Genomic DNA, 13,252 nt, shown 5'->3' with positions numbered 1-13,252 from the left:
CCTACTCAAATAAGAGAAGAGACAGCGGGTGATATGGATCAAAAACTGAACCTCCTGACGAAAATGTCAACAGGAGCTGTTTTCAATTCTGATGGTGTCATATAATATGTTGTCATGTCAACAGTTGAGGTGTCATCAGACATGAGCGCTCTGTACGATCCGTCCATCCTGCGGGACAGCAGCTTTCATGACATGGGACTGACATTTCATGTCCTGCGGCTGTCAAGTCTGTGGCGGGCCCAGCTTGATCGTCTGCTTAGGCCGAAAGGCATGACGCTGGCGACGATGCGGCCAATGGCCTACCTGATGGTTCTGGGAGACGGCGTGAAACAGAGCGATCTGGCGTCCGTCATGGGGGTGGACAGTTCGGCTCTCGTAAGGGTTCTGGATCATCTGGGAAGCGAGGAGCTGATCTCTCGTGAGCCGGACCCTCAGGACCGTCGATCGAATCTTCTCGTTCTGACCGCCGCGGGACGTGAACGGTGCCGCCAGTTTCATCGCATTGCCGCGGATCTCGAAGCCAGACTCGTCGAGGGGTTGCCGGAAGAGGCAGCGGCAGACATGCGCAACCAGCTTGGAATGATGGAAGGGAAGCTCTTCCTTTCCGGCTGTCCATCCTCCTGAACGTCCGGCTTTCTGTATGAACACATCTCTTCGCAATCTGTTTTCCCGTACGCAGGACAGCATCCGGTGGCACAATTTTGTTTCCACGGCAGGGTTCACGGCGCGGGTGTTCCTGTCGATCGGGATCGCACTTTTCCTGGCCTTCACGATCCAGCTTGAATCGCCCATGAGCACGGTGACGACCGTTCTGATCGTTGCGAACCCCACAGTTGGTGCTCTCGTTTCCAAAAGCGTCTGGCGTATGACGGGAACTGTGCTCGGGGCGGCGTTGAGCACGGTTATCATGGCCATGTTCGTACAGTCCGCCGTCCTGTATTTTATGGTACTTTCCGTATTCGTGGGTCTGGCCTGCATGACCGCGACCTGCCTGCGATATTTCAGGGCCTATGCGGCGGTTCTGGCGGGCTACACGATCATTATCGTTGCCGTACCGGCGTTCGCCCATCCGGAGAATATTTTTCTCTCGGCCATGATGCGTGTTTCCGACGTGGCGCTGGGTATTGTAGTGACGGCGGCGGTATTCATGGTGACGTCGCCTCGACGGCGTCGGGGCACGATTGACGCGCTTTCGAGCGTTTTTCGTGAGACGCTGCGTCATGCGCTGGTGTTTCATGAAGGTTTGGCAGAACGCGCGGTCCCGCAGCATGAGGTGTTGAAACCGGTAGCGGCGGAAGGAGCTTTCCGTATACTGCCGCAGACGCTTTACGACGGACGGCAGCGTATTCTGGGGCAACTGACACGTCTGGGTCCTGCGATTGAATATGCAGCAACCGATAATCCGGATATTCATGCGGGGGTAAGGGGCTATCGGCTTGCTGTCAGTCGTATGACAGGGCTGGTTGCGTCATATCATCCGTACTGGCGCAACCTTGCGGCGACAAATCCCTTTTCCGCCCCTGTTCATCATGAAATCCGTGCCACACTAAACCGGATTCTTGAATTGACGGAAACGCCGGACTGGATCGAGCAGCCTGAGGCGGTTCTGGACTGTGTGGAGAATTCTCTGGGGCATCTGGAACTGCTGGAGCGGGCTGAGAGCCTGCCTGTGGTCCAGGCGTCCATCGACAATGTCCGGGACATCCTGTTCCAGATCCGTGAAATCGTCTGGGATCTGTCGAGGCCTCGGGGGACGCATGTCCGCGTCAGAGTGCGACCATATTTCGAGTGGATGTCGGCCATCTATAACGGGATGCGTGGCATGCTCATTGCCTTTCTGGCCTGCATGATCTGGTACATCACGTATTTTCCGACAGGTCCGATGATGATCATGTATGTCGTGGCGGCGTCCAGCCTGCTGTCGACGGCTCCTTCGGCTGCTCGGGCAAGTCTGCCTATGGCGATCGGAACGGCACTGTCTGTTCCAGCCTGCTGGCTGTGTCATGTCGCGGCACTTCCGCGTGTGGACGGATATCCGATGCTCTGGCTGTCGATCTGTGCCTGCATGCTGCCCGGCGTGTGGTTGCAGTTCCATCCGAAATACGGGGTTGGCGCTTTTGGTTATACGGTCTTTCTGGCCATGCAGTTGATGGTGACGAATTCCATGGTCGTGGATGATATCACTCTCATCAACACCTGGCTTGCCATTTTGATGGGCTGTGCTCTTCTGGTTCTGGTGTTCCGGGTCATCATGCCAGCTGATCAGCGGCTTTATGCGTCGCGACTGGTTCTGTCTCTGGGGCGTAGTCTTCAGGGGCTGTCCGCTGTGCCTTCGGCGAAAATGCCGTCCTGGATGCTCTGGGAAAGCGCCCAGATCCAGAAAGTATCGACGTTGCTGACCCGCCTGTCGCTCGTGACTACGCCAATTGATCGTCAGGGCTATACTGATGGTGCGTTTGCCGCCCTCTCTCTGGGCCGGTTGATGATCCGGCTGCGTCAGGCGGTGATCCCGGCCGGGCTGGATGCCGTCCAGGCAACCGCCCTGGCCTCCGCTCTCGCGTCGTTTAAAACGCTCGGGCGAAATCCTCTGGGAACGGCGGCAGCGCTGAATGAAGCGGTCCGTATCATTGGCGGGGATGTAGGGGCGGGAGTTGAAGGCATGTTCCGGGTGCGTCTGGTCTCCAGCCTGGAGCAGATTGCTTACATCATCGAGAGTATTCCAGGATTTTTCCATGCGGATGGACCGCTTCATCTGTGGTTCGACGAGACTGGTCCTGCAACTTCCGTGACGGTCAATCCCGGATAGTGACCGTCAGGAAGCGTTTCGGTTCCGGATCACGTCGAGCGAGAGGGATGCAGCGTCAAGGATATGCTGTCGTGTCAGCCGACCGAGCGCGTCGCCATCCCGTTCACGACAGGCCCTGAGGATCTCGAAATGTTCCGCGTCGGTGGCGGATTTGCGACCCGGCAGTTCCAGATGGGCACGGATATAGCGGTCGAGACGTGAATGCAGGTCGTGGATCATGCCATACAGTCGCGGCCGACGGGCTGCGGCGTAAATGGCTCCATGAAATTCCCAGTTCAGCCGACCGGACTGAGCCATGCCATGACGGCCTCCTGTTCCACTGACAAAAGCCTCGTAGGCGTCCTCGATCAGTGCCAGATCGACACGGGTGAGGGACGACATGGCCAGTCCTGCGGCCATGCTTTCCAGCGAGGCACGAATATCGGAATATTCAAGGATGTCGGCTTCGCTCAACCCGGTCACCACAGCGCCGCGATGCGGCAGAAACGCGATCAGGCCCTCGGCTTCGAGTTGCTTGAGGGCTTCGCGGACCGGGATTGTCGAGACACCGAAATTCTTCGCCAGTTCCGACTGCCGCAGAGGCTGGCCATCCGTCAGCACACCATCGGTGATGGCTTGTCGCAGGGCATCGGCAATTTCGAGCGAAACCGAACCGCTTTTCGTGTCAACAGGCGTAAAAATCGGCTCGGCATCACGCATGGGGGCGTCCATCAGTCTGGGGGCAGCCCTCTTAGCATGACCGGGGAGAACGGCCATGCCAGAGACGCTTCTTTGCGTCGTTATCCGATGGTCATCAGGCTGGCATTGCCGCCCGCTGCCGTTGTGTTGGTGCTGACAACCTTTTCCTGAAGGACCCATTCTGGGCGAACGGGGCTTTCCGCATCAAGGATGTAAAGCTGGACGACTATGCCTGAACGCGAAAGCGCTGTTCGCGCCTGTTCGGCCATCTGACGTTCTGCGGAAGACGCGAGAATGGTCCGACATCCGGGAACGCGCCCCCCCTGCGTGCGACGGATGTGCAGGGCCACCGCATCCGGAAGGTCTGAGACCCAGTCGGACGCGATGTTCGGCCCCTGAACAAAAGCCGTATTGCCGCCGCTCAGGGCAAGACCCACGGCGCGAAGCATGGTTTCCCTGTCGCTGGCAACGCAGAGGACTGCTCCCCGCGGCAGGAGTTCGTATAGATTGGTCTCGCCGACAGGCCCGGGCAGTTCACGGACGGCACCGCACAGACCGTGCTGCATGCTCTGCACGATCTTCTGGTACAACGGGAAACCGGTGCGCATCAGCCAGGACAGGAACAGTCGGGCTGGCTCAGGCAGGGCTTGCGTCTCCCATCCCGTATGCTGCGGCACCGTGCTCATCAGGCGGCGCAGAATGAGTGGACCACCGGCTTTCGGGCCGGTGCCGGACAGTTTCTCACCCCCGAAAGGCTGGCTTCCAACTACCGCGCCGACCATGTTGCGGTTGACGTAAAGATTGCCGGCCTCGATCCGCTCGGTAACGTGTGTCATACGGCTTTCAATCCGGGTATGGAGACCGAAGGTCAGACCATAACCGGACTGGTTAATGGCATTGATCAGGGCTTCAAACCCGCTGGATTCGAAGCGCAGAACGTGCAGGACCGGTCCGAAGACTTCCCCTTTCAGATCTGCCAGACTGTCGATCTCGATCATGGTTGGCGCGATGAACGTGCCACTTGCCGCTGCGTCCGGAAGGGGAAGAGACCAGACGGAGCGGCCCTGTGCGCGTGACTGGTCGATATAGGTCTGAATGCCTGACCGGGCGTCGGTGGAAATGACGGGACCGACATCGGTCTCCAGTTCTGCTGGATTCCCAACGCACAGTTCTTCCACCGCACCGCGCAGCATGGTCAGGACGCGATCGGCGCAGTCCTCCTGAACACACAGAACGCGCAGAGCTGAGCAGCGCTGTCCCGCACTGTCGAAAGCCGAGACCAGCACATCCCCGACGACCTGTTCGGTCAGGGCTGAGCTGTCCACGATCATGGCGTTCTGGCCACCTGTTTCCGCAACAAACGGAACTGGCTGCCCGTTGCTGCCGGTCCGACCAGCGAGTTCTTTGGCGATCAGGCCTGCCACGCCTGTCGAGCCGGTGAACATCACACCTGAGATCCGTGCGTCCGCCACCAGTGCTGCACCGACATCTCCCGCACCTGGAATCAGCCGAAGAGCATTTTCCGGCAGGCCGGCTTGACGAAGCAGCGATACGGCCCGCAAGGCAATGAAAGGTGTTTCTTCGGCTGGCTTGGCCACGACCGTATTTCCGGCCGCAAGGGCTGCGGAGATCTGTCCCAGAAAGATTGCGAGCGGGAAATTCCATGGACTGATGCAGCCGACGACGCCCAGCGGCGCGTTGTTGCCATCCTGCGCGATCTGCCTCGCCTGCGCGGCATAATATCTTAAAAAATCAATGGCTTCTCGGACTTCGGAGAGAGCATTTGCGAAGGACTTTCCTGCCTCGCGGACCAGAAGTGCCATCAGGTTTTTCTGATGATCTTCCAGCAGAGCGGCTGCACGATCGAGTGTCTGGCTGCGCTCCGCGGCGGAAAGTGCCGCCCATGCCGGAGCTTCCCCGCAAGCGGTATCGATGGCTTTCGTGACATCTTCGTCCGTTGCGAAATGGATGTTTCCAACAAGGTCGGCGTGGTTGGACGGGTTCCGGATGTCCTGTGTTTCGCCCGAGCAGGACTCGTCCGAAAGAGACTGTTGTGCGGAAGCGCGGACGGCATCGTTCAGAAGGGTGATGGTCTGTTCGTCGGTCAGATCAAGGCCGCGGGAATTGGTGCGTTCCGGCTCGAACAGGTCCTTGGGAAGAGCAATGGCCGGATGGGAGGCGCCTGGGGGCTGGACGGCTTCTGCCAGAGCGACCGGATCGGCAATCAGAGTCTCGACAGGTAGTGTTTCATCGCCAATCTGGTTGACGAAGGATGAGTTTGCGCCATTTTCCAGCAGGCGCCGTACCAGATAGGCGAGAAGCGTTTCATGTGACCCGACCGGCGCATAGACGCGACACGGACGGTTCAGCTTCTGTGGTCCGACGACTTCGTTGTAGAGCGTCTCGCCCATGCCATGCAGGCACTGGAACTCATAGTCGCCAATCTGGAAGTTCAGGCCAGCCAGCGTATAGATCGTGGCCAGTGTGCGCGCATTATGCGTCGCGAACTGCGGGAAAACGACATCACGCGCTGCGAGAAGCTTCTTCGCGCAGGCGATATAGCTGACATCGGTATAGCATTTGCGGGTGTAGACGGGGAAATCCGACTGGCCTTCGACCTGCGCCTTCTTGATTTCGCTGTCCCAGTACGCGCCCTTCACAAGCCGGATCATGAGACGATGTCCGCTGCGGCGCCCAAGATCGATCAGATAGTCCAGAACCTTTGGTGCGCGGCGTCCATAAGCCTGCACGACGATGCCGATCCCGTTCCAGCCTTCCAGCTCAGGGCAGTGGCATAGGTCTTCGATCAGGTCGAGCGACAGGTCGAGACGTTCGCTTTCTTCCGCGTCGATGTTGATGCCGATGTCATAGCGGCGTGCGCGAATGACGAGATCTTTCAGCGTCTGGCCCAGTTCCCGGAGCACGCGTTCGCGCTGGGCGAAGGCATAGCGGGGATGCAGAGCCGAGAGTTTGATGGAAATCCCGGCCTTTTCGTAAACGTTTGTACCCCGTGCGGTCTGGCCGATGACGTCAATGGCCTGCTCGTAATCGCGGCGGTAACGCAGGGCGTCGGCTTCCGTCATCGCCGCTTCGCCAAGCATGTCGTATGAGTATTTGAAGCCGCGATCTTCAGGTTCCGCGCTGACTTTGCGGGCGTCTTCGATGGTTTCGCCGATCACGAACTGCTCGCCCATCATTCGCATGGCGATGTCGAGTGCGCGGCGGACCAGTGGCTGCCCACCACGCCCGACGAGGCGGAACAGCGTGGCTGCCAGGCCTTCATCCGTATCATTGGTGAGCTTGCCGGTCAGCATCAGCCCCCAAGACGCCGCGTTTACAAAAACGGACTTTTTGCCACCCACATGGGACAGCCAGTCTCCAGTCCCGATCCGGTCCCGGATCAGAGCGTCGCGCGTTTCTGCGTCCGGAATACGCAGCACGGCTTCGGCGAGGCACATCAGGGACACGCCTTCCGCCGACGAAAGAGAAAATTCCTGAACGAGCGCTTCCACGCCACGTGGGCGTCGCTGTGTCCGAAGAGTCTGGGTCAGGTGGCGTGCGACCTCGGTCGTATTCTGCTGTTCCGCGTCGCTCAGGGTTGCCTGCTTGATCAGGGGCAGGATGCAGTCTGCTTCGGGCCTGCGCATGTCAGAGGCAATGGCCTGACGGAGGGTGGAGCGGACTGGATAGGACGGAGTGGAAAATGACACGGGTTCAGCCTCGAACACGAGATAGGGTCAGACACCTATAATCGTATACGATCTGTATTAAAATATATGAAATTTTGATACTGCGATTTTATGTCGCTCCAGAAACAGCCTGGTGGCGCAGGCCGAAGCGCTCCTGCCAGCTTGGGAGAACCGTAGCGCCGGGGAGGGGACCGGCTTCATAAACTCCGCGCGCGATCGCGCGGGCCGTGACCTGCGTGGCGGCGTGCAGGATTTCGGTCCATTCCTGCCCGATGGGTGCCGGTTGTCGGGCAGTTGAGACGCCTATCATCGCATCGCCATCCAGCGGCAGATGTGCCGGAAAAACCCCCCGTGCCACGCCGTCCTGCGCGAGAATGGCCAGACGGCGCGCCTGTGACTTGGTGAGAGTCGCATCTGTTACGACAAGGCCAATCGTCGTACCCGTTACGGACGCCCATTTGGAGCGGAGCCGCAGGTCCTCCGCTGAAAGATGCGTGGGCATTCCCAGACCACCAAATTCGCCTCCTTGTTCGAAAGGCGCGCTCCAGAAATAGGGACCGTCGCCAATCGTTGCGGTTCCCACTGCATTGACGGCAACGAGCGCTGCCACCCGGTGACCGGCGGGTGTCGTCATGCTTGCCGACCCCAGACCTCCGCGCAGTGTTGCGGTGGTGGCGCCGGTTCCGGCCCCGGCTGTGCCCAGGGTGAATTTGCCTGTTTGCGCGTTCTGTGCTGCCCGGTGTCCCATTTCTGCATAGGGAGAATAGCGCCCCCATGTTGTCTGTCCTCCCGCTGGGAGGTCGTAGAGGCTGGCCTGAACGACGATCGGGACCCGGATTGTCCCGGCAGGAACGGGCGTGCCCGCAAACTGTTCGCGCAGCCAGGCCTGAACGCCCGTGGTGGCATCGAGCCCGTAGGTCGAGCCGCCTGATAAGACGACGGCATGAATATGGGAGACGAGGTTTTCAGGCTCGAGCAGGGCGGTCTCACGCAGGGCGGGTGCTCCTCCAGGGAAGCTGCCGGATGCGATGACGGGGTGTTCGAACACAATGGCCGTCACGCCAGTACGCAGCTCCAGATCCTGACTATGGCCCACACGGATACCGGGAATATCGGTGAGAAGATTCAGAGTGGCCATGACGCCTCGCGGATCAGTAGGAATTTTCGATCAGGGCTTGTGTAACGGGATGGGCTGGCGCGTGCAGAATATCCTGTGCTGCGCCAGATTCTACGATGTGTCCTGCATCAAGCACGGCAATATCGTGCGACAGATGACGGATGACAGCCAGATCGTGGCTGACGAAAACATAGGCCAGTCCGTGCCGCTGCTGAAGATCGAGCAGCAGGTTCAGCACAACCGCCTGTGTCGAGACATCGAGTGCCGAGACGGCTTCATCCGCGATGATGACGGAGGGGCGCGTGATCAGGCTGCGGGCGATGGCGATCCTTTGCCTCTGGCCTCCGGAAAAAGCCTGCGGATAGCGCCCGGCCACGTCCATGGACAGGCCAACCTCTGCGAGTGCTGAAGCAATATGGGCGTCGCGGTTCGGTGCGTCAGCAAGTGGTTCCCCCACGATGTCCCGCACGGTCTGTCGGGGGTCGAGTGCGCCGTAAGGGTCCTGAAAGATCATCTGGATTGAGGGACGGATTTTTTTCCGGACATCCGCAGGCGCAGTTTCCAGGTCCTGCCCCTGATACAGGACCTGGCCTCCGCTGGGCGATACGAGACCGCTGAGAACCCGGCACAGGGTGGATTTTCCGCTCCCGGACGCGCCGATGATACCGAGGGTTCGCCCGCCATGAAGATCGAGACAGATATTCTGAAGGATCGCTTTGCTGAACCGTCGTTTGAATACGCGGTTCTGACGTTCTGCCAAGTGATACGTCACATCCCGGGCCTGAAGGATCGGGATCATGTCGGCATACCGAATACTGGAAGCGGGGTCAGGGGGGCGCGGCCTGCGCCATGGAGTGACATGGCAAGTAGCGCCTGCGTGTAAGCGTGCGAGGGCGTGTCAAATACGGAGGAGGTTGATCCCTGTTCAACGCAGGCGCCATCTTTCAGGACAAGGACATGGGCCGCATGACGACGGATCAGGCCAAGATCGTGTGAAACCATCAGGACAGCCATTCCGTGCGTATCGCAATGATGCCTGAGCAGATCCATCATGGCATTCCGGGTTTGCGGATCGAGCGCCGTCGTGAACTCATCCGCAATCAGGAGGCTGGGTCGGCAGGCGAGGGCCATGGCCAGCAGAACGCGCTGCCTCTGGCCGCCGGAGAGCTGATGCGGATAGGCGCGCTCACTGACGCCGGCCTCCAGCAGATCCGTCTGCTGCAGAAGAGTCCGCGTTTCCGCCCGGATCTGCGAACGGGACAGGACGGTATGGAGACGGAAGGTATCGGCGATCTGCTGGCCTATGGCCCGGGTCGGATTCAGGGCGGTCATGGGTTCCTGAAACACCATGGCCAGCGTTTTGCCCCGCAGACGACAAAGGTCATGCTCGCTGAGGCTCAGAAGTTCCGTCCCCTGAAGTGCAGCATTGCCACAAGCCCGGAAGCCGGTCGGAAGAAGCCCCATCAGTGCAAGGGCGAGCGTTGATTTTCCGGAACCTGATTCACCCGTTACGCCGAGAATTTCGCCCGGCCGGATTGTGAAGGAAAGCGGATGGAGGATCTGATGTTCGTGACTGCGAACCTTAAGCGCCCTGACGTCAAGCAAGGCTTTCATGACATGCGCATTCTGTAAGGAGCGTCCAGCGCATCCCGAAGTCCGTCTCCGAGAATGTTGAAACCGCATACGAGCAGCATGATGGCGAGTCCGGGGATGGCGACCAGCATCGGGTGGTCGAAAATGTGGATCTGATAGGATGCGAGCGCTCGGCCCAGATCCGGGCGTGGCGGGGGCGCCCCTAGGCCGAGATAGGATAATCCGGCGTCGGAAAGGATGGCCAGTGCCAGTGAAGACGTGGTCTGAACCATGAGCAGGGGCAAGATGTTGGGAAGCACGTGCAGGCGCATGATCGTCACTGTACTTCGACCCGCCAGTCGTGACGCTGCGATATAGTCCTGAAGCAGAATGGAACGGGCTGCCTGTCGGGTCAGGCGGATCTGGGCAGGGAGGCCGAACAGGGCGATTGCCAGAATTTCGCCGGATGTTGACGCACCCAGCGCGGTTACGAGAAGGGCTGCAATCAGGACGGGCGGAAAAGCCAGGCCCAGATCTGCAAAACCCATGATAAGTGTGCCAGATGCAGAGGAGGATGTGTCCGGCCGCATCGCTGCGATCAGTCCGAGCATCGTGCCCACGAAGGTTGCGAGGGCCACGGCCGTTACAGCGATTATCAGGCTGTTGAATGCCCCCAGACAGATAAAAACCAGGAGGTCTCGTCCGAACGGGTCCGTCCCGAAGGGGTGCGATGCGGAAGAAGCGGCGTAACGATGGATGACGTCGATGGGGGGCGCATGATTGCCGTGTAGGAGTGCTGTCAGAAGTGCGGGAAGCATGACAGTCCCAAGCAGCGCTGCTCCGAGCCAGAGCGTTCGGTTTCGCCGGAAAGTCGGGAGCGTTTTCACGGGCGCTCCCCTTCGAGGCGCGGGTCCAGCCATCGGACGGCCGCCGTCACCAGAACATTGAGGACTATCACGCCCGTAACGATCATCATGACAAGGTTCTGAACGACAGGAATGTCGCGCTGGTTGACCGCTTCCAGAAGCAGTTTGCCGCAGCCGGGAAAGTTGAAAACACTCTCGACGATGATACTGCCCGTTATCAGAACCGGAAACTGGATACCGGCAAGAGTCAGGACCGGGATGAGCGCATTGGGCAGTGCAATGCGCCACAGCACAGCCCGCCTGCTGTAACCCTGTGCCCGCGCCGTACGGACGAAATCCTGCGCGAGGATGTCGATCAGGGAGGAACGCATGAAGCGTGCGGTGATGGCGGCCTGTGGGATGGCAAGTGCCACGGCAGGCAGAGCGAGCGCTCGCACGGCCGGGGCAATGCCTTCCTGCCAGCCCGGAAACCCGCTGGATGGCAGCCAGTGCAGCGTGATGGAAAAAACGAACGTCATCATCATCGCCAACCAGAAATCGGGCACGGATTTCAAAAACTGAAGCAGCCCCATCAGGGCCGTATCCATCATGCGCCCCCGGTTTGCCGCAGCCATCAGACCTGCCGGAATCCCTGTTCCCAACGCCAGAGCTAGTGCACTCAGGACAAGGGGAAGGCTGGCCTGAAGGCGTTCGGTAATCAGGCTGCTGACCGGAACGTCGTAGATGGAACTTCGGCCGAAATTTCCATGAACATAATCGCCGATCCAGTGCAGGTATCGGGCGGCAAGAGGCCTGTCCAGCCCGAGCTGATGATGCAGTGCGAGCACGCTTGCCGGGTCCGCATCCAGTCCAAGCATGATGGCGGCGGGATCGCCAGGCAACAGGTTCATGGCCAGAAAGATGATGAGGCTCGCACTCAGAAGGAGCAGCATCCGTCCCGAGAGGAAGCGCAGGAAGACCTGTCCCGTCATGGCTGCCAGGTCACACCGGCGACCGGACATCCCGCGATGGGCTGGTTGGTCCACAGGCCTCGCAGGCGCCTGTCCATCACGGTCTCGCGCGGGATGGAGAACAGGAACACGTTCGGCTCGTCCATCGCGAGCTGCTCCTGCATCTGACGAGAGAGATCGTGTCGGCGTGCCGTGTCCGCTGTGGCTTCATAGTGCCCCAGCATGTCGTGAAAGGCAGGACTGTGATAGTGGAAATAGACGGACGCACGATCATAGATCGCGATGTCATGCGGTTCCGTGTGAGCGATGACAGTCATGTCGAAAAGGCCCTGCCCATAGACCCTGCCGAGCCACGCTGGCCACTCCACGGGTTCAAGCGTCACCACCAGTCCGATCTGCTCAAGATAGGCGGCAATGAGTTCGCTGCTGTCCCGGGCGTAGCCGATCGGGGGGAAAGTCAGTGTCAGATGCGTGCCGGGACGGGCGCCTGCTTCCTTCAGAAGTGCGCGCGCATGAGCAGGATCGTATGGATAGTGATCGGGTAAGGACACATAATCCGGATCGTCCGGCGCCATGTGGGATTGCAGGACGGTGCCGTCTCCGTCCGCGACGGCTTCGATCAGGGCTTTGCGGTCTATGGCCTGCGCGATGGCCTGTCTCACGCGAGGGTCGTTGAAGGGGTGCCGGGCATTGTTGAGGGCAAGAATGGCCTTGAAAGGAAAGCTTCCTCTGACCACCACAAGTCTGTTGTTGCCCGCGAACCGCGCCAGAAGCTCACGCGACGGGAAGGACGGATAGGCGTCGAGTTCCCCGGCCAGAAGTGCGTTACTGGCCGAAAGTGGATCGGGCATGATGCGGAAAGTCACGGATTGCAGAGTGGGTGTATCCCCCCAGTACTGCGGATTGCGACGCAGGGTCAGATGATCGCCCCGCCGCCATTCTCCAAAAACGAAAGGCCCCGTTCCGATGGGATGACTGATATTCGTTGCTACCGAGGCGGGCGACAGAATGGCGGCGTCATTCCAGGCAAGCTGATAGAGAAAACTGCCATAAGGCCGCTTGAGACGGATCCTGACATGCAGGTTATCCGCGCAGGAGATGTCGGCAATCTGTCTGAAAATGGCACTATGCGGATTGGTACTGTCCGGTGCGCCTGCACGCAGAAAGGAGAATCTCACACTTTCGCATGTCAGGGACGAGCCGTCATGGAAACGGACGCCATCATGCAGAGTGAAATCGTAAGTCAGACCATCCTGCGAGACGGACCACTCCTGCGCGAGAAGGGGTTTGAGCGCACCCGTCCCGTCAAGCCGCATCAGACCTTCATAAATATTGTCATAGGTGACCATGCCGATAGCCTCACTGGACCCACGCGTTGGGTCCAGTCCGGGCGGTTCGATGGCCAGTCCAATCGAGAGCGTATCACGGGTTTCGCTGGCATGAGCCGGAACGAAATATAGAGACGCCGAAAAGCTGGCTGCAAAAGCGGCCTTCATCAGCGGAAAGATTTTCATCATGCACTCCGCCAGCATGCGGCCCTGGGGCGCAGGATCACGGAAAATAGAGTGGCCGTG

10 protein-coding genes are annotated in these 13,252 nt (G+C 59.6%); 2 read left to right on the top strand and 8 right to left on the bottom strand.

Annotation, left to right across the window (positions count from 1 at the left end):
• Positions 1-141 precede the first annotated feature (141 nt).
• Together GKA01_RS10490 and GKA01_RS10485 are read left to right on the top strand one after the other, a co-directional pair.
• Complete coding sequence (locus GKA01_RS10490) at positions 142-624, top strand: MarR family winged helix-turn-helix transcriptional regulator (protein ID WP_146862584.1); 483 nt, start codon at positions 142-144, stop codon at positions 622-624.
• A gap of 16 nt (positions 625-640) precedes the next feature.
• Positions 641-2,806, top strand: a complete 2,166-nt coding sequence (locus tag GKA01_RS10485; protein WP_146862581.1) for an FUSC family protein — start codon at positions 641-643, stop codon at positions 2,804-2,806.
• A gap of 6 nt (positions 2,807-2,812) precedes the next feature.
• On the opposite strand, the gene GKA01_RS10480 is transcribed toward GKA01_RS10485, so the two are convergent.
• The 8 genes from GKA01_RS10480 to GKA01_RS10445 all read right to left on the bottom strand — a co-directional run bounded on the left by GKA01_RS10480 (position 2,813) and on the right by GKA01_RS10445 (position 13,195).
• Positions 2,813-3,505, bottom strand: coding sequence for a GntR family transcriptional regulator (locus tag GKA01_RS10480; RefSeq protein WP_146862609.1), 693 nt, complete (start codon positions 3,503-3,505; stop codon positions 2,813-2,815).
• Between the two features lie 80 nt (positions 3,506-3,585).
• Positions 3,586-7,194 (bottom strand): bifunctional proline dehydrogenase/L-glutamate gamma-semialdehyde dehydrogenase PutA, encoded by a 3,609-nt coding sequence (gene putA, locus GKA01_RS10475; RefSeq protein WP_146862578.1) that lies wholly within the window; start codon positions 7,192-7,194, stop codon positions 3,586-3,588.
• 88 nt (positions 7,195-7,282) lie between these two features.
• Positions 7,283-8,311, bottom strand: coding sequence for a P1 family peptidase (locus GKA01_RS10470; protein ID WP_146862575.1), 1,029 nt, complete (start codon positions 8,309-8,311; stop codon positions 7,283-7,285).
• Positions 8,312-8,324: 13 nt separating this feature from the next.
• Complete coding sequence (locus tag GKA01_RS10465; RefSeq protein WP_146862572.1) at positions 8,325-9,089, bottom strand: ATP-binding cassette domain-containing protein; 765 nt, start codon at positions 9,087-9,089, stop codon at positions 8,325-8,327.
• Positions 9,086-9,904 (bottom strand): ATP-binding cassette domain-containing protein, encoded by an 819-nt coding sequence (locus GKA01_RS10460; RefSeq protein ID WP_146862569.1) that lies wholly within the window; start codon positions 9,902-9,904, stop codon positions 9,086-9,088. Before GKA01_RS10460 ends, GKA01_RS10465 begins: the two co-directional genes overlap by 4 nt.
• A complete protein-coding gene (locus GKA01_RS10455; RefSeq protein WP_244289202.1) occupies positions 9,901-10,749 on the bottom strand; it encodes an ABC transporter permease in 849 nt (282 codons plus the stop codon). Before GKA01_RS10455 ends, GKA01_RS10460 begins: the two co-directional genes overlap by 4 nt.
• Positions 10,746-11,699 carry an ABC transporter permease gene (locus GKA01_RS10450; RefSeq protein WP_146862564.1) on the bottom strand — a complete coding sequence of 318 codons (954 nt, stop codon included), beginning with the start codon at positions 11,697-11,699 and terminating at the stop codon, positions 10,746-10,748. Before GKA01_RS10450 ends, GKA01_RS10455 begins: the two co-directional genes overlap by 4 nt.
• Positions 11,696-13,195 (bottom strand): ABC transporter substrate-binding protein, encoded by a 1,500-nt coding sequence (locus GKA01_RS10445; protein WP_228120009.1) that lies wholly within the window; start codon positions 13,193-13,195, stop codon positions 11,696-11,698. Before GKA01_RS10445 ends, GKA01_RS10450 begins: the two co-directional genes overlap by 4 nt.
• Positions 13,196-13,252 lie beyond the last annotated feature (57 nt).

Origin of the sequence: Gluconobacter kanchanaburiensis NBRC 103587 (assembly GCF_007988905.1) — a bacterium.
In the GTDB taxonomy this organism is placed as follows: domain Bacteria; phylum Pseudomonadota; class Alphaproteobacteria; order Acetobacterales; family Acetobacteraceae; genus Gluconobacter; species Gluconobacter kanchanaburiensis.
Note: the sequence above shows the minus strand (reverse complement) of the source record. Positions and strands in the feature narration are given on the sequence as shown.

What these genes read in the sequence shown, in the direction of transcription:
- GKA01_RS10490 (WP_146862584.1), top strand. Translation starts at nt 142, where the DNA reads ATGAGCGCTCTGTACGATCCGTCCATCCTGCGGGACAGCAGCTTTCAT.
- GKA01_RS10480 (WP_146862609.1), bottom strand. Translation starts at nt 3,505, where the DNA reads ATGCGTGATGCCGAGCCGATTTTTACGCCTGTTGACACGAAAAGCGGT.
- GKA01_RS10485 (WP_146862581.1), top strand. Translation starts at nt 641, where the DNA reads ATGAACACATCTCTTCGCAATCTGTTTTCCCGTACGCAGGACAGCATC.
- GKA01_RS10465 (WP_146862572.1), bottom strand. Translation starts at nt 9,089, where the DNA reads ATGATCCCGATCCTTCAGGCCCGGGATGTGACGTATCACTTGGCAGAA.
- GKA01_RS10460 (WP_146862569.1), bottom strand. Translation starts at nt 9,904, where the DNA reads ATGAAAGCCTTGCTTGACGTCAGGGCGCTTAAGGTTCGCAGTCACGAA.
- GKA01_RS10450 (WP_146862564.1), bottom strand. Translation starts at nt 11,699, where the DNA reads ATGACGGGACAGGTCTTCCTGCGCTTCCTCTCGGGACGGATGCTGCTC.
- GKA01_RS10470 (WP_146862575.1), bottom strand. Translation starts at nt 8,311, where the DNA reads ATGGCCACTCTGAATCTTCTCACCGATATTCCCGGTATCCGTGTGGGC.
- GKA01_RS10445 (WP_228120009.1), bottom strand. Translation starts at nt 13,195, where the DNA reads ATGATGAAAATCTTTCCGCTGATGAAGGCCGCTTTTGCAGCCAGCTTT.